This is a genomic window from Dactylosporangium darangshiense (assembly GCF_039537565.1).
GTDB classification, from domain to species: Bacteria; Actinomycetota; Actinomycetes; order Mycobacteriales; family Micromonosporaceae; genus Dactylosporangium; species Dactylosporangium darangshiense.
The window spans coordinates 83,262-98,943 of sequence record NZ_BAABAT010000019.1; the positions used below are offsets into that span (position 1 = coordinate 83,262).

A 15,682-nucleotide genomic window follows, 5' to 3' on the forward strand; every position below is an offset into this window, starting at 1 on the left:
TATGAGCACGACCCGGCCGAGCTCACCGCCGCGAACGTCTATCCGGGGCATCTGGCGCGAGGTGCAGGACACCTACACCGCCCTCACCGGCCTGTTCGATGCCGCGGCCGCCGCCACCGAGCCCGTCCTGATCCGGAAGTCCTGACCGCACACACTGTCCGCCCATCGTGACCCGATGCCAGCCCAGGAGGCGCCATGACGACCCTGCCCGACCGCCCGAACACCGCCCTGCTCGTCATCGACGTCCAGAACGGCACCGTGAACGGCACCCACAACCGCGACACCGTGATCGCCAACATCAACACCCTGCTCGACCGCGCCCGCGCCGAGGGCATCCCGGTCGTCTGGGTCCAGCACAACGACGACAACCTCCCGCGCGACTCGGACAACTGGCAATACGTCCCCGAGCTCGCCCGCCACGACTCCGAGCCGCTGGTCCACAAGAGCTACTTCGACTCCTTCGAGGACACCGACCTCGAGCCCCTGCTGGCCGAACGCGGCGTGGGCCACGTGATCGTCACCGGCGCCCAGACCGACGCCTGCATCCGCTCAACCCTGCACGGCGCCATGGTCCGCGGCTACGACGCCACGCTGGTCGGCGACGCCCACACCACCGAGGACCTGACCCAGTGGGGCGCCCCTTCCCCGGCGGACGTCATCACCCACACGAACATGTACTGGGACTGGCAGACCGCCCCCGGCCGCCGCGGCGGCACGGTCACCACCGCCGACGTGACCTTCACCGCGAAGCCCACGACCTAACCCCCGGCCCTCCACCCCAGCGGCCGTCGCCGGCCGCCGAGCCACGCGCCGCTCCCGACGTCGGACCACGCGCCGCGCCAGCGGCTGGGCTACGCGCGGCGCTGCCGGCCGAGCCGTGCGCCTCTCCCGATCTTGGCGGACCCGCCGCGCCGGCGGCCGGGCGAGTCCGCGGCGCCCGCGGCTGGACTGTGCGTGGCGCCGTTGCCGACCGCCCGGCGCCGGGTAGGCGGGATGGTTGATGCCCGATATTTCGGATATAGCGTGACTCCGCAGCAGGCCTGCGAGGGCGAGGCGAGGGCAGGGCGGGGCTACATCGTGCTGTCGGGCAAGCGGGGGAGGCGGACCTCGGCGCGGACGCCCGGGCGGCCGTCGGTCAGGCGGACGGTGCCGCCGTGGCGGCGTACCAGTTCGCGGACGATGGCCAGGCCCAGGCCGCTGCCGCCGGCGTCGCTGGCGCGGCCGTCGTCCAGGCGGGCGAAGCGGTCGAAGACGCGTTCGCGCAGCGGGGCGGGGATGCCCTCGCCGTCGTCGGTGACCGTGAGCAGGACCTCGGACTGGCCCTCGGGGGAGACCGCCAGGACCACGCGGTTGCGGGCGTGGCGCACGGCGTTGTCAACCAGGTTGAGCACGATGCGCAGCAGGGCGTCCGGGTCGCCCTCCGTCCACATTGACTCGCCCGGCTCGACGGTGACGGTGTCGTACCGCTTGGCCAGAGACGTCAGCATCGTGTGCAGCTCGACCGGCTCCAGGGCGATGCGGCGCTGGTCGGAGGCGTCGGCGCGGGCCAGCAGAAGCAGGTCGTCGACGAGGCGGGTCAGGCGGTCCAGGTCGGCGATGACGTCGTCGGAGACCGCGGCCCAGTCGCCGAGCTTCTGGGCGACCTCGATCTGGATGCGGATGGAGGCCAGCGGGCTGCGCAGCTCGTGCGCGGCGTCGGCGATGAAGGAGCGCTGGCGGGCGCGGGAGACGGCCAGGCGGTCGAGCATGTGGTTGAGCGTGATCGCCAGGCGCTGGATCTCGTCGCTGGACGGTGGGACGGGCAGGCGTTCGTCGGTCGCGGCACCGGTGATGCGCTCGGCGCCGAGGCGCATGCGGTCGACGGGGGACAGGGCCGCGCCGACGACCCGCCAGGCGATCGCGACGAGGACGACGACCAGCGCCGGGTACGTCACCCAGAGCGCCTGGTTGAGCAGCGCCAGGCTGCGGTGGTAGTCGCCGAGCGGCACGCCGACGAGGATGATCTTGCCGTCGGGGGCCTGGCGGGCGGTGACCCGCAGCGTGTCGGGCTGCACGGCGCGGTCGCCGGGGACCTCGATGCGCGCGCCGTGCAGGGCGCGGTCGACCTCGTCGCCGCGCAGCAGGGGTACCAATAAATCGGCACTCTTGTCGCCGGCGAGAACGGCGTGACTCTGCGGGTCCAGGATCTGCACGATCTGGTTGGACGGCGCGGGCAGCGTCTCGGGCAGGCTGCCCTCCTCGAGCAGCGATGCGATCTCCGTCACAGTGCTGTCGGCGGAGCGGTCGAGGGCGCCGCGGAAGCTGTACGTCATCGCGGTCGCCATGGCCACACCGGCGATGGCGAGGCCGACGATCAGGCCGCTCGTGCCGAGCAGGACCAGACGGCCGCGCAGAGAGAGTGACGCCCACCACCTCATGTGCGCAGCCGGTATCCCGCGCCGCGGACGGTTTCGAGCAGGTCGCGGCCCAGCTTGCGGCGCAGGTAGCCGACGTAGACCTCGACGGCGTTGGGCGCGGTGTCGATGCTGGCGTCCCACACGTGGTCGAGCAGCTCGGTCTTGGACACGACCTGGCCGGGGCGGCGCATGAGGTACTCCAGCAGCGCATACTCCCGAGCGGTCAGCACGATCTCCTCGCCGCCGCTGGTGACCCGGCGGCGGGCCGGGTCCAGGGTCAGCTCGCCGACCGTGAGCACGCTGGGACGCTCCGGCGCGCCGCGGCGCAGCAGGGCGCGCAGCCGGGCGACGAGCACGACGTACGAGAACGGCTTGGTCAGATAGTCGTCGGCGCCGCAGTCGAGCCCATCGGCCTGGTCGTACTCGCCGTCCTTCGCCGACAGCATGAGCACCGGCACCCAGTTCTTCTCGGCGCGCAGCGTCTGCACCACACGGTACCCGGACAATCCGGGCAGCATGATGTCCAGGATCACAGCGTCGTAGCCGCCGTGCCTGGCCATCTCCAGGCCGTTCGGGCCGTCGCCCGCCACGTCCACGGCGAACCCCTCGGCCTGCAGCCCGCGCTGCAAAGCGTTCGCCATGCGCATCTCATCCTCAACCACCAGCAGCCGCACGCGTTACAGCGTGGCACGCTGGGCTGTGCACCGGCACAGCCAGTCTCAGCGATGTCACAGCCGGCCGCGAGCAACATGGTCGGCAGGAGGTGTACCCAATGTCCAACTTCACGTCCCGCCCCGTCCTTCGGTGGGCGGTGCCCGCGGCAGCTGCGGTCGCTGTGGTCGGTGCTGGCGTGGCAGCGAAGACCCTCGCCGTCGCCGCCGAACCCGACCTGCCGCCGCGCACCGCCGCGCAGCTGCTGGTCGACCTGCAGACCGCCCGTCTCGACGGGCTGTCCGGCACGGTGGTCGAGCACGCCGATCTCGGCCTGCCGGCGATTCCGCTGCTGACCGGCGACCAGAGCGCCAAGCTCACGTCGCTGGTGTCCGGCAAGCACACCCTGCGCGTGTGGTACTCGGGCCCCGACAAGGCCCGCGTCTCGCTGCTCGGCACGCAGGGCCAGAGCGACATCATCCACAACGGTGACGACACCTGGGTCTGGGACAGCCAGGCCAAGGAGGCCCAGCACTACAAGGGCCAGCCCGACACCGACAAGCAACCCGGCGTCGTCCCGTCGCCGACCGACCTGCCGAAGTCGCCGCAGGAGGCCGCCGACCTGGCGCTGAAGGCGATCGACCCGACGACGCAGGTCACGACCGGCAACTCTGCGAAGATCGCCGGCCGTAACGCATACGAGCTCGTCCTCCGCCCGCGCGACACGTCGGCCCTGGTCGGCGAGGTTCGCCTGGCGATCGACGCGCAGGAGAAACTGCCGCTGCGGGTGCAGGTCCTGCCGCGCGGCTCCGCCAACCCGGCGTTCGAGGTCGCGTTCACCTCGGTGAGCTTCTCACGGCCCGACGACGCCGAGTTCTCGTTCAACCCGCCGGCCGGCACGAAGGTCACCGAGCCGGACCCGGCGAAGCTCACCCAGGAGCAGCAGGACAAGGCGCAGCAGCACGACAGCGGCGCCGCTGCAAAGCCCAAGACGACCGTCGTCGGTACCGGTTGGGCTTCCGTCCTGGTCATCCGCACCTCGGACGCGGCCCCGGCCGGATCGGACGAGGCGAAGAAGGCCCAGGAGGCGATCGGTCAGCTGCCGCTCGGCAACGGCGGCCGCACGTTCAACAGCAAGCTGGTGAACGTCCTGTTCACCGACGACGGCCGCGTGCTCGTCGGCTCGGTCACGCCGGAGAAGCTGGCCCAGGTGGCCGCCGACCCGGCCGCCGCGCTGAAGTAACGCCTGTCGGCTGAGCATCGAAGAGGGACCGCGGCCTCGGCCGCGGTCCCTTGCTCATGCGCGGCTCTTCTCCTGTTCCCGTTCCCGCGTGCGGCGGTGCTCGGCGGCGCGCGCCAGGGTCGCGACGGAGTACATGTCACGGGCCCGCCGCAGCAGCGCCTCCTCGTTCGCCGTGTCCTGGCGCACGGAGAAGCCGACGGTGCTGTACGCGAGCACGGACAGCAGCACGCAGGCCAGCCCGCACACGGGCGTGAGCATCGCAAACAGCGGCACACCCGCCGCCGGCGCCGCGACGGCGGGCTGCACCCGCACCGCCGCGATCACGGCGTAGTGCGTGCCGCACACGGCGACCGCCATGATCACCGCCGCGAACAGCATCGCCGCGTTGCCGCGCACCACGCTCACGCACCACAGCGTCACCGTCGACCCGACGATCGCCGCGCAGGCCGCGGCGAGCAGCGTGTGCGCGTCGTACGCGACCGTCCCCGCCACCCGCATCGCGAGGCCCCCCGTGGCGTACACGGCGGTCACCCCGATCCCGGTCAGCACCCCGGCGGGGAGGATCTTCCACACCCTCGGCCGCCCGAAGCCCACGATGTACAGCCCCAGGCAGTAGACGACGACGGCGATGCCGAACCCGAGCGCCATGGTCGCGATGTCGTACCGCACGACGTTCCCCGGCACGTCGACGCCGAGCATCGCCATGAAGTGCGCAACCCAGGTGCCGGCCCCGCCGAGGCCCAGCGCCGACACCGTCAGCCAGCGGGCCCGCCTCCCGCCGGTGCACGCCCGCGACCGGCTGGTCAGGAACGTGCCGAGCAGGCAGCCGAGAAACGACAGGGCCAGAGCCAGCGCCGGCGTGATCCAGCCATAGGAGAATTGCTCAACCGCGGTCACAGGGTTCGATTCAGCCAGCCCGCCGCACCCGCCGGTCGGACACCGTGTGCGGGTTTGCCCGCCACCGCCCCGGGTAGGCACCTTTTCTATGGACCACCACTCTCTGGAATCCGAAAGCGACGAGTACGTCGCGCGGCACTCCACCATCGGCTCCGGCGCGGCGGGCCGCGCCACCGACGGTGAGATCGACGAGACACTGGAGGAGGAGCGCCTCTCACAGTGGACGCCGCCGGACGCCACGCCCCCTGAGTCCGCGACGACCCCGCCCGACATGACGGAGATGCCCGACCCGGACGGCTCTCACCACAAGATCTGACGCCGGCTCAGTTCCCGGCGAGCAGCGTGCGCTGCTGCTCCGGGCTCGGCCCGAGGTCGAGCCACGTCCGAGGCGGTTCCGTCTCGGCCAGCTCCACCCGCTCGTCGGGCAGGACGCGCCGCGGCAGCTCGCCGAACCGGGCGTGCCGCAGGAACGCGAGCTCCGCATCCGTGAACGACTCTTCGGCCATGTCGCGATGGTGCTCCCGCCGCGCCGGGTCGCGCAAGCGATTCGCGACGGTCGAAAATACCGGGATGAGCGGCGCGGCGCGGGTCGGGCGGGGCCAAGTCCTGGCGTACCGAATCATCACCAACGGCCTGCGCGAGCGGCTCGACGGCGGCCCGGACGCGCTGGCGGTCCTCGACCTCGGCGTGCCGAACGTCCCGGCCGGCACCGCACGCCAGGCCCTGGCCGCGCGCTGCACCGACCCGCTCGCCGGCGACCTCGCCCTGGCCTGGTCGACCCGCGGCGCACCGCACCTGCACCGCCCGTCCGACCTGCCCGCGCTCGGGGCCGCCCTGTGGCCCCTCGACGACGCCGACGCCGCCTCACGCTTCGCCACCGGCCAGCTCCCGCCCGCCGCCGCTCGACTGGGCGTCGAGGCCTTCCGCGCGACGGCCGCCGCGTTCCAGGAGGTCGTGCGCGCCCCGACGGCGAAGGGCGAGGTCAGCCGCGCCGTGAGCGACCGCGTGCCACCCGAGGTGACGTACGACTGCGCCGCATGCGCCGCCCGCCACATCTCCGGCGGCCTCTTCCAGCAGGCGGGCCTGGCCGGCGGCGTCGCCCTGGACGAGGACGCCGCGAAGACGGTCCTGATCCCCGCCACGCCGCGGCCGTCGATCCCCGATTCCCCATCCGGTACACCGGGACTCATCCGCACCTACCTGCGCATCCTCGGCCCCGCCACCGCCGGCGACGTCGCCAAGTACCTGGGCACGACGGCCACAGCGCTCAAGTCCGCCTGGCCGGACGACCTGTCCGAGATTTCGGTCGACGGCCGCAGCGCCTGGCTGCCGCACGAGCACGTGGACGCCCTGCTGTCCGCACCCGCGATCCGCGGCGTACGCCTGCTCCCGCCGTCGGACCCGTTCCTGCAGGCCCGCGACCGCGCGGTACTGGTGCCGGACAAGGCCCAGTCGAAGGAGGTCTGGCGCATTTTGGGCAACCCCGGTGTCCTGCTGCTGGACGGCGAGATCGCCGGAACGTGGCGCGCCCGCGTGGTCCGCAAGCGCCTCGAGCTGACGCTGACCCCGTGGCTGCCGCTGTCGGCGCAGACCCGCCGCGAGATCGAGACCGAGGCCCAGTCGGTGGCCGCCGCCCGCGCCCTGCCTGCCGCGGAGGTACTGGGTCTGTCCTGACCCTGACCGCCCGCGCTCGCGCTCGGGTGCGCTCGTGCCTCCGATCGCCCGCGTTCTCGGCTTTTCGCGCGCGCTGTCGGCTCGGATCGGGTGCGTTCTCGGCTGATCGCGTGCGTTGTCAGCTCGGATCGGGTGCGTTCTCGGCTGATCGCATGCGCTGTCGGCGCGGATCGCGAGCGTCTCTTGGCCGCGTCCGCGTGCGCTCCAGGCTCGGCCGCGTTGGTATTGGCTCCGATCGCCTGAGCCGCGACGCTCGGCGGCCGGGGGCTACGCTCGGGACGCATGAGGCTAGATCCGGTCGGTCGCTTGCTCAAATTGCCACCCGCGGTCACCGGCCGGGTCAGGGTGACGCGAGGCAACCCGGTCCGGATGCGCGACGGCGTGATCCTGCGCGCCGACCACTACGCCCCCGCCCTCGACGCCGACCTGCCGACCGTCCTGGTGCGCACCCCGTACGGCCGCGGCGCCCCGGTCAGCGTCCTCTGCCGCGCGGTCGCACAGCGCGGCTTCAACGTGCTCATGCAGTCGTGCCGCGGCACCGGCGACTCCGGCGGCACCTTCGAGCCGCTCCTGCAGGAGCGCGAGGACGGCCTCGACACCCTCGACTGGCTGCGCTGCCAGCCCTGGTACGACGGCCGCCTCCTCACCTACGGCCCCAGCTACGTCGGTTTCGTCCAGTGGGCCTTGGCCGCCGAGGCCGGCGACGAGCTCAAGGCGATGGCCACGATCGTCACCGCCTCCGACTTCGGCCCGCCCACCTACGCCGGAGGCGCCTTCTCCCTCGACACCGTCCTGACCTGGTCCGCACTGCTCGAGGCGCAGCGCGGCCCTCGCCTGGAAAACGCCGTGGAACTGCTGCGCGGCCAGCCCCGGCTGCAGCGCGGCCTCGCCCGAGTCCCGATGGCCGAGGCCGACCGCATCACCGTCGGCGCGGAGATCGAGTTCTACCAGCGCTGGCTGGCCGAAGCCGACCCCAGCTCGCCCTACTGGACCCAGCGCGGCCACACCCACCGCCTGCCGAAGGTCACCGCCCCGGTCCTGATGATAGGCGGCTGGTACGACATCTTTCTGCCGTGGCAACTGGCCGACTACACGGCGTTACGGGCGGCGGGCCAGCAGCCGCACCTGACCATCGGCCCCTGGCACCATGGCAGCGCCGGCCTGTTCCAGCAGTCCGCGGCCGAGGCCGTCGCATGGTTCCGCGCACACACCGGCGGCCCCGAGACGATCCGCGAGCGCCCGGTCCGCGTCCACGTCGGCGGCGCGGACGGCTGGCACGAGCTGTCCGACTGGCCGCCACCCAAGAGCAAACCCCAGCAGTGGTACCTCGAGCAGTCCAACCACCTGACCCCGACCCTCGGCGCCGAGGACCGGGTGCTCGACTCGTTCGTCTACAACCCGAAGGACCCGACACCGGCCCTGGGCGGCCCGCGCCTGGTCGGCAAGATCGCCGGCCGCCGCGACAACCGCCCCCTGGAGGCGCGCCCCGACGTCCTGACGTTCACGTCCGCGCCACTACCCGAGCCACTCGACGTCGTCGGCCCGGTACACGCCGACATCTGGGTCCGCGCGACGACCCCGTCCCGCGACGGCGTACCGACACCGCACTTCGACGTCTTCGTCCGCCTCTGCGAGGTCGACGAGCAGGGCCGCTCCTGGAACATCTGCGACGGCTTGGCCCGCGCGGCGGAGACCCACGACCCAGCCCACCCGGTACGCGTCGAGCTCTGGCCCACCGCCCACCGCTTCCCCACCGGCCGCCGCATCCGCGTCCAGATCAGCGGCGGCGCGCACCCACGCTTCTCCCGCAACCCCGGCACGGGCGCCCCGCTGGGCCACGAGCTGGAACTACGCTCGGTACGCCAGGAGATCCTCGCCCCGTCATCAATCACGCTCCCCTTGGCCAACTGACACTGTCACTCTGACAGCGCCAGCCGCGCCGATGGTGACAGTGTCAGCCGCCGCAATGGTGACAGTGTCAGCCTGTCGGGAGTCTTGTCGCTTTCCAGCTGCGGCGATCGTGACGGTGTCAGCCGCGGCGATGGTGACGCTGTCGCCTGTCGACCGCGCCGGTCGTGGGCAGTGTCAACCGCGGCGATGGTGACAGTGTTGGACTGTCGGCCGCGCCGATGGTGACAGTGTCAGCTGCGCCGATCGTGACGCTGTGAGCCTGTCGACCGCGCCGATAGTGACAGCGTCAGCTTGTGGGTGTCGTGACGCTATTCAGCTGCGGACGGTGACAGTGTCGGCTGCGGCAACCGTGACAGTGTCAGCCGAACTCTGCGCCGCTCGAAGCGGCATGACGCGCGACCGGTCGGCTGGCGGGCCCAGCTGAATAACGATGTTATTAGGAGAGTGCCCCGGCGGCTTGGACACTGTCATGATGACAGTGTCAGATAACCGCGTTATACAGCGACATCGGTCCCCGATGTGCCGGCGGACCCGTTCGGCCGTGAGGCAGTCGCCGGGATCTGTTCGCGCTTCGTCCGAGATATCTGCTGGTGAAAGTCACTGTTGAGAGACTGGATCATGCCTGGTGCGGGTGACGTGCCGCGCTGAAGCGAGGGCGTGACACTGTCAACGTGACACTGTCAGCTTCGGGACGTTGACACTGTCATGATGACAGTGTCAGTATCGGAAGTATGGCCGCTACGGAATGGACGCTCGAGGAGCTGATTGGCATGGTTGCTGCCGTGCTCGACGGCACCGGGTACGAGGGCGCGCCCAACGGGCGGGTGCAGGATCTGCCCGATGCGCGGGCGGTTCGGTGGTACACGAGCATCGGGCTCCTTGATCGGCCCATTCTGCGCGGGCGGAACCGGATGTACGGGCCCCGCCATTATCTCCAGCTGGTGGCGATCAAGCGGCGGCAGGCGCAAGGGGTCAGGATCGCCGACATTCAGGTCGAGCTGGCCAATGCGCCCGATGACGTGTTGCTGGGCATTGCGAGACTGCCGGCAGGAGTGGCGTTCCGGTCGCCTCCGACCGCAGAGCAGCGGCTGGCGGCGCTCGTGCCCGATCCGGAGAATCCGCCGCCGCGGCGCTTCTGGGCCATGCCGCCGAGCGAGTTCATGCCGGCGGCAAACCAGGAAAGCCCCACGGACCCCACAGACCAGACAGACCAGGAAGGCCGCGCCGACCAACCGCGCCAGGAAAGCCGCGCAGGCCGGGCAGGCCGGGGAGGCCGGGGAGGCCGGGGAGGCCGGGCGAGTCGCACAGACCAGGCAGGCCAGGACAACCGCACAGACCAGGCAGGCCAGGGAAGCCGCACAGACCAAGCAGGCCAGGGAAGCCGCGCAGGCCAGGAAGGCCAGGAAAGCGACCGACCGGGCCGAGAACCACTGGCCGACGAACGGAGACGCGCGGTTCCCAACGGACGCGACGGGCTGATAACCGGGGTGCCGCTGGGAGGGGGAGCGGTACTGCTGCTGCCCGAAACGCCGACCGAAGACGACATCGCCGCGATTCAGGAGACGGCGCGCGAGCTCATGCAACTGCTCGCCGCTCGAGGGCTTGTCGAAGGAGCAGGGATCGAACCGCAGGGGCGGGCGGCGAACGCGAACGGCAAGGCGCGGATGCAGGACGAGATCGAGGACTCCACCACCAGGAACGCCGGGGCGACGAAGAGGAGAGGGAGCGCCGTATGAGACTCGCGACGATGACCGAGGACGAGGCGCGGCGGGTTGCCGTGCCGACCGACGAGGCCGGGCTCGGGGCGTTGCGCACCGAGCGGGGGAACCTGCCGCTCGACCGGCTCGAGGTGCGGGCCTCGATCACGGGGCTGGTCGCCCGCACCGACCTCACGCAGGAGTTCGTCAACGTACACCGCGAGCCCCTCGAAGCCACATACATCTTCCCGCTGCCGGACCGCGCCGCCGTGGTGCGCATGGCGATGACGGCCGACGAGCGGGTCGTGGAGGCCGAGCTGCAGGAGCGCGGCGCGGCCCGCGAGGCGTACGACAACGCCATCGCCGCCGGGCAGCGTGCCTCGATCGCCGAGGAGGAGCGGCCCGACGTGTTCACCATGCGGGTCGGCAACATCCTGCCCGGCGAGCGCGTCAGCGTGCAGTTGTCGCTGGTGGGGCCGCTCGCATTCGAGGACGGCGAGGCGACGTACCGCTTCCCGCTGGTCGTGGCTCCGCGGTACATCCCGGGATCCGTCCTGGACGGGGGCAGTGTCGGCGACGGGTTCGCGCTGGACACCGACGCCGTCCCGGACGCCTCGCGGATCAGCCCGCCGGTGCTGCTGCCGGGCTTCCCCAACCCGCTGCGCCTGTCGATCGACGTCGACATCGACGCGGCCGGGCTGCCGCTCGGCGACGTGCGCTCGAGCCTCCACGCCGTTTCCAAGAGCGAAAACCATCTGTCGGTACTCCCCGGAGACCGCGCCAACCGCGACTTCGTGCTGCGGCTGGCCTACGGTGCGGGCACCCAGAGCCTCGCGCTCGCGCCCGATGCCGAGGGCGACGAGGGCACCTACCGGCTGACGGTCCTCCCGCCGGCCGCCGACGCGCCGCCGCGGGCCAAGGATGTGGTACTGCTGCTGGACCGCTCCGGCAGCATGGGCGGCTGGAAGATGGTCGCCGCGCGACGCGCCGCGGCCAGGATCGTCGACACGCTCGATGCGCAGGACCGCTTCGCCGTGCTGTCGTTCGACGACCGCGTCGAGACGCCGGAGTCGCTGGGGGCGGGCCTGTCCAGCGGTACCGACCGGAACCGCTATCGCGCGGTGGAACATCTCGCGCGGGTGGACGCGCGCGGCGGCACCGAGCTGCTCGAGCCGCTGCTGCAAGGGCTGCGCGTGCTCGGCGAGGACGCCGGTCGCGACCGCGTGCTCGTGCTCGTCACCGACGGGCAGGTCGGCAACGAGGACCAGATCCTGCGCACCGTGTCGACGGCGCTGCGGGACGTGCGTGTGCACACCGTCGGTATCGACCGGGCCGTCAACGCCGGCTTCCTCGGCCGCCTCGCGATCGCCGGCGGCGGGCGGTGCGAGCTGGTGGAGAGCGAGGACCGGCTCGACGAGGCGATGGACCACATCCACCGGCGCATCGGCGCGCCCGTCGTCAGCGGCGTGACCGTCGCCGCCGAGGGCCTCGAACTGCTCGACGGCACCCGCACCCCGGCCCGCCTGCCCGACGTGTTCCCGGGCGTGCCGTTCGTGGTCGCCGGGCGGTACCGCGGCCCGGTCGCCGGCGCCCTCACCGTCGCCGGCACCACCCGCGACGGCCGCCCGTGGTCGGCGACGGTGCCCGCGGAGCGCCACGACTCCACGGCCCTGAGCGCCGTGTGGGCGCGGGCGCTGCTGCGCGACCTCGAGGACCAGTACGTCGCGGGCACCACCGACACCGCCCCGCTCGAGAAGCGCATCACCGGCACGTCGCTGCGCTTCGGGGTGCTGTGCCGCTTCACGGCGTTCGTCGCGGTCGACAGCCGGGTCGTGACGGACGGCGACGAGCCGCGGAGGGTGACCCAGCCGGTCGAGACGCCGCAGGGCTGGGAGCTTCCCAAGGCCGCGCCGCCGCCGGCCATGCGCCCGGTCTCGGCCTCGATGCCGGCCGGGATGTCGACGGCGGCCGGCGGGTACCCGGTGCCCGGCCCGTTCGCCGCGCCGCCGATGGCGATGCCGCCGATGGCACCGCCGGTGCCCGCACCCGCGTCTGCCCCGGGCGTGCTCGGCGGCCTCCAGCGCAAGCGCGCGGGGCGCGGCTCGTCGCGCATGTTCGCCTCCCGGCCGTCGCCGGCCGTCGAGGCGGCGCCGGCGCAGCAGGGCGTCGACGTGCAGGAGCTCGCGGCGCAGGAGGCGGCCCGGCTGCGCGCCGCGGAGTCCCGGCCCGAGTACGAGCGGCGCGAGTTGCTCGAGGACCTCGGCTCGCGCCTGGCCGCGCTGGGCGTGCCCGCTCTGCGCGAGCTGGCCGAGGCGCTGACCCCGCAGGCGATCTCCGCCCGGCCGTTCGCCGATCTTTGGCGGTACGTCCTGGAGACCCTCGACCGCGCCGCCGGCACCAGCGCGAAGCCGTCGCGCGGCGCCTTCTGGAAGCGCTGACCGGCTCATTTCCGCAGGCCGTCGCCGCACCTCGCGGCGGCGGCCGACGGCATTCGGCGGCCTTCGCCGGACTTTTCGGATGCATCGCGTGACAAAGGGTTCAGCGCGACAACGCGGCGAACCCGATCAGGCGTCCGACCACACGCCGGCGAGCAGCGAGCGCGTGTCGCTCAGCAGCTGCGGCAGCACCTTCGTCCGCCCCACGACCGGCATGAAGTTCGTGTCGCCGCCCCACCGCGGCACGATGTGCTGGTGCAGGTGCGCCGCGATCCCCGCGCCCGCCACCGCGCCCTGGTTCATGCCGAGGTTGAAGCCGTGCGCCCCGCTGACCTTGCGGATCACCCGCATCGCCGTCTGCGTGAACGACGCGACCTCCGCCGTCTCCGGCGCGGTCAGGTCGGTGTAGTCGGCGATGTGGCGGTAGGGGACGACCATGAGGTGGCCGGGGTTGTACGGGTACAGGTTCAGGATCGCGTAGACGACCTCGCCCCGCGCCACCACCAGGCTCTCCTCCGGCGGCAGGCCGGGCGCCCGGCAGAACGGGCACCCGGCGGGCTGGTCGTGGTCGTCGGCGCGGTCCTCACCCTTGATGTACGCCATCCGGTGCGGCGTCCACAGCCGGTCCAGGTCGTCCGGCTCCCCCGGGTTCGTCACGCGGGCGACCCCTCCGCGACCGCCGCCGACGGGCCCTCGTTGACGCGCGAGCGGACCACCGACACGACGTGCGCGACGGCCTCGTCGAGCGGCACGCCGTTGCGCTGCGAGCCGTCGCGGTAGCGGAAGGACACCGTGCCCGCGGTGACGTCGTCGTCGCCGGCGATCGCCATGAACGGGATCTTCTGCTGCTGGGCGTTGCGGATCTTCTTCTGCATGCGCTCGTCGGAGTGGTCGACCTCGACGCGGACGCCTTCGGCGCGCAGCCGGTCGGCGAACGCGGCCAGGTAGTCGGCGTGGTCGGCGCGGATCGGGATGCCGACGACCTGCACCGGGGACAGCCACGCCGGGAACGCGCCCGCGTAGTGCTCGGTGAGCACGCCGAAGAAGCGCTCGATCGAGCCGAACAGCGCCCGGTGGATCATGACGGGGCGCTGGCGGGAGCCGTCGGCCGCCTGGTACTCCAGCTCGAAGCGCTCCGGCAGGTTGAAGTCCAGCTGGATGGTCGACATCTGCCAGGTCCGGCCGATCGCGTCCTTCGCCTGCACCGAGATCTTCGGCCCGTAGAACGCGGCGCCGCCCGGGTCGGGCACGAGCTCGAGGCCGGACTCGGTGGCGACCCGCCGCAGCGTCTCGGTGGCGACGTCCCAGACCTCGTCCGACCCGACGTACTTGTCCGGGTTCTTCGTCGACAGCTCGAGGTAGAAGTCGGTCAGCCCGTAGTCCTTGAGCAGCTCGAGGACGAACTGCAGCAGCGAGGCGAGCTCGGACTCGACCTGCTCCGGGGTGCAGAAAATGTGCGCGTCGTCCTGCGTCATGCCGCGCACCCGGGTGAGGCCGTGGATGACGCCCGACTTCTCGTAGCGGTACACGGTGCCGAACTCGAACATCCGCAGCGGCAGCTCCCGGTACGACCGGCCGCGCGAACGGAAGATCAGGTCGTGCATCGGGCAGTTCATCGGCTTGAGGTAGTAGTTCGCGCCCTCGACCTCCATGGGCGGGAACATGCCGTCGGCGTACCAGTCCAGGTGCCCCGAGACCTCGTACAGGTGGCCCTTCGTGATGTGCGGGGTGTTCACGAAGGCGTAGCCGGCCTCCTCGTGGCGGCTGCGCGAGTAGTTCTCCATCTCCCGGCGGATGATCCCGCCCTTGGGGTGGAACACCGGCAGGCCCGAGCCGAGCTCATCGGGGAAGCTGAACAGGTCGAGGTCCACGCCGAGCTTGCGGTGGTCGCGGCGCGCGGCCTCCTCGAGCAGGCGCTGGTACTCCTTGAGCGCATCCCGCGTCGGCCAGGCCGTCCCGTAGACGCGCTGCAGCTGCGGGTTCTTCTCCGAACCGCGCCAGTAGGCGGCCGCGGTGCGGGTCAGCTTGAACGCCTGGATGAGCCGCGTGGTCGGCAGGTGCGGGCCGCGGCACAGGTCGGACCAGCAGACCTTGTCCGACTGGGCGTCGAGGTTGTCGTAGATCGTCAGCTCGCCGCCGCCGACCTCCATCACCTCGGACGTGTCGACGTCGGACTTGACGTCGACGAGCTCCAGCTTGAACGGCTCGTCGGCGAGCTCGGCCTTGGCCTGCTCCACCGAGTCGAAGCGGCGCCGCCGGAAGCGCTGGCCGGACTTGATGATCTCCTGCATGCGCTTCTCGAGCTTCTCGAGGTCGTCCGGGTGGAACGGCTTGCTGACCCCGAAGTCGTAGTAGAAGCCGTTCTCGATCGGCGGGCCGATGCCCAGCTTCGCCTCGGGGAAGAGGTCCTGCACCGCCTGCGCGAGCACGTGCGCGGTCGAGTGGCGCAGCACGTTGAGCCCGTCGGGGCTGGACAGGTCCACGGCCTCGACCTCGGTGTCGGCCTCCGGCGCCCAGTCCAGGTCGCGCAGCCGGCCGTCGGCCTCGCGGACCACGACGATCGCTTTCGGCCCGTTGGCCGGCAGCCCCGCGGCTGCGACCGCGGCCGCCGCCGTCGTGCCCGCCGTGACCACGATGCGCGGTGGGGCTTCGGTATTCGAGCGCACTGCGGACACGGGCTGCTCCCAAGCTTCGGTGGGTCGGTTTGCACACCGATGCTATCGACCCACTCAGCGAAGGGCCGCGAACACCCCCGGCGGGCACAGCGCCCATCACAGT

Annotated in this window: 14 protein-coding genes; 8 read left to right on the forward strand and 6 right to left on the reverse strand. The window is 71.9% G+C overall.

Annotated features, from left to right (window positions below):
• Nucleotide 1 precedes the first annotated feature (1 nt).
• Nucleotides 2–145, forward strand: coding sequence for a hypothetical protein (locus ABD901_RS30390; protein ID WP_345131759.1), 144 nt, complete (start codon nucleotides 2–4; stop codon nucleotides 143–145).
• 50 nt (nucleotides 146–195) lie between these two features.
• The gene (locus ABD901_RS30395; RefSeq protein ID WP_345131761.1) at nucleotides 196–762 is read left to right on the forward strand and encodes a cysteine hydrolase family protein; all 567 of its coding nucleotides are present in this window, start codon (nucleotides 196–198) and stop codon (nucleotides 760–762) included.
• Between the two features lie 308 nt (nucleotides 763–1,070).
• Here ABD901_RS30395 and ABD901_RS30400 read toward each other — a convergent pair whose 3' ends face one another.
• A complete protein-coding gene (locus ABD901_RS30400; protein WP_345131763.1) occupies nucleotides 1,071–2,417 on the reverse strand; it encodes an ATP-binding protein in 1,347 nt (448 codons plus the stop codon).
• The gene (locus tag ABD901_RS30405; RefSeq protein ID WP_345131765.1) at nucleotides 2,414–3,070 is read right to left on the reverse strand and encodes a response regulator transcription factor; all 657 of its coding nucleotides are present in this window, start codon (nucleotides 3,068–3,070) and stop codon (nucleotides 2,414–2,416) included. The genes ABD901_RS30400 and ABD901_RS30405 overlap by 4 nt, the downstream gene beginning before the upstream one ends.
• A 176-nt stretch (nucleotides 3,071–3,246) precedes the next feature.
• Here ABD901_RS30405 and ABD901_RS30410 point away from each other — a divergent pair, with 176 nt between their 5' ends.
• Nucleotides 3,247–4,290 carry a LolA family protein gene (locus ABD901_RS30410; protein ID WP_380139025.1) on the forward strand — a complete coding sequence of 348 codons (1,044 nt, stop codon included), beginning with the start codon at nucleotides 3,247–3,249 and terminating at the stop codon, nucleotides 4,288–4,290.
• A 54-nt stretch (nucleotides 4,291–4,344) separates the two neighbouring features.
• Here ABD901_RS30410 and ABD901_RS30415 read toward each other — a convergent pair whose 3' ends face one another.
• Entirely contained in the window at nucleotides 4,345–5,187 is an 843-nt protein-coding gene (locus ABD901_RS30415; protein ID WP_345131769.1) for an MHYT domain-containing protein, read from the reverse strand.
• 88 nt (nucleotides 5,188–5,275) lie between these two features.
• On the opposite strand from ABD901_RS30415, the gene ABD901_RS30420 reads away from it, so the two are divergent.
• Entirely contained in the window at nucleotides 5,276–5,503 is a 228-nt protein-coding gene (locus ABD901_RS30420) for a hypothetical protein (RefSeq protein WP_345131770.1), read from the forward strand.
• A 7-nt stretch (nucleotides 5,504–5,510) separates the two neighbouring features.
• On the opposite strand, the gene ABD901_RS30425 is transcribed toward ABD901_RS30420, so the two are convergent.
• Nucleotides 5,511–5,693, reverse strand: coding sequence for a hypothetical protein (locus ABD901_RS30425; protein ID WP_345131771.1), 183 nt, complete (start codon nucleotides 5,691–5,693; stop codon nucleotides 5,511–5,513).
• A gap of 64 nt (nucleotides 5,694–5,757) precedes the next feature.
• On the opposite strand from ABD901_RS30425, the gene ABD901_RS30430 reads away from it, so the two are divergent.
• From ABD901_RS30430 to ABD901_RS30445, 4 genes are all read left to right on the forward strand, one after another.
• Nucleotides 5,758–6,861: a winged helix DNA-binding domain-containing protein gene (locus ABD901_RS30430; protein WP_345131772.1), complete on the forward strand. Its 1,104-nt coding sequence runs from the start codon at nucleotides 5,758–5,760 to the stop codon at nucleotides 6,859–6,861.
• Between the two features lie 282 nt (nucleotides 6,862–7,143).
• The gene (locus ABD901_RS30435) at nucleotides 7,144–8,772 is read left to right on the forward strand and encodes a CocE/NonD family hydrolase (protein ID WP_345131773.1); all 1,629 of its coding nucleotides are present in this window, start codon (nucleotides 7,144–7,146) and stop codon (nucleotides 8,770–8,772) included.
• 731 nt (nucleotides 8,773–9,503) lie between these two features.
• Nucleotides 9,504–10,508: a MerR family transcriptional regulator gene (locus tag ABD901_RS30440; protein ID WP_345131775.1), complete on the forward strand. Its 1,005-nt coding sequence runs from the start codon at nucleotides 9,504–9,506 to the stop codon at nucleotides 10,506–10,508.
• Nucleotides 10,505–12,907, forward strand: coding sequence for a VIT domain-containing protein (locus ABD901_RS30445; RefSeq protein ID WP_345131777.1), 2,403 nt, complete (start codon nucleotides 10,505–10,507; stop codon nucleotides 12,905–12,907). The genes ABD901_RS30440 and ABD901_RS30445 overlap by 4 nt, the downstream gene beginning before the upstream one ends.
• 126 nt (nucleotides 12,908–13,033) lie before the next feature.
• On the opposite strand, the gene ABD901_RS30450 is transcribed toward ABD901_RS30445, so the two are convergent.
• Nucleotides 13,034–13,507 carry an HIT family protein gene (locus ABD901_RS30450; protein WP_345131961.1) on the reverse strand — a complete coding sequence of 158 codons (474 nt, stop codon included), beginning with the start codon at nucleotides 13,505–13,507 and terminating at the stop codon, nucleotides 13,034–13,036.
• Between the two features lie 50 nt (nucleotides 13,508–13,557).
• On the reverse strand, nucleotides 13,558–15,570 hold the full coding sequence (gene thrS / locus ABD901_RS30455) for a threonine--tRNA ligase (protein ID WP_380140042.1): 2,013 nt from the start codon (nucleotides 15,568–15,570) through the stop codon (nucleotides 13,558–13,560).
• Nucleotides 15,571–15,682: the final 112 nt, after the last annotated feature.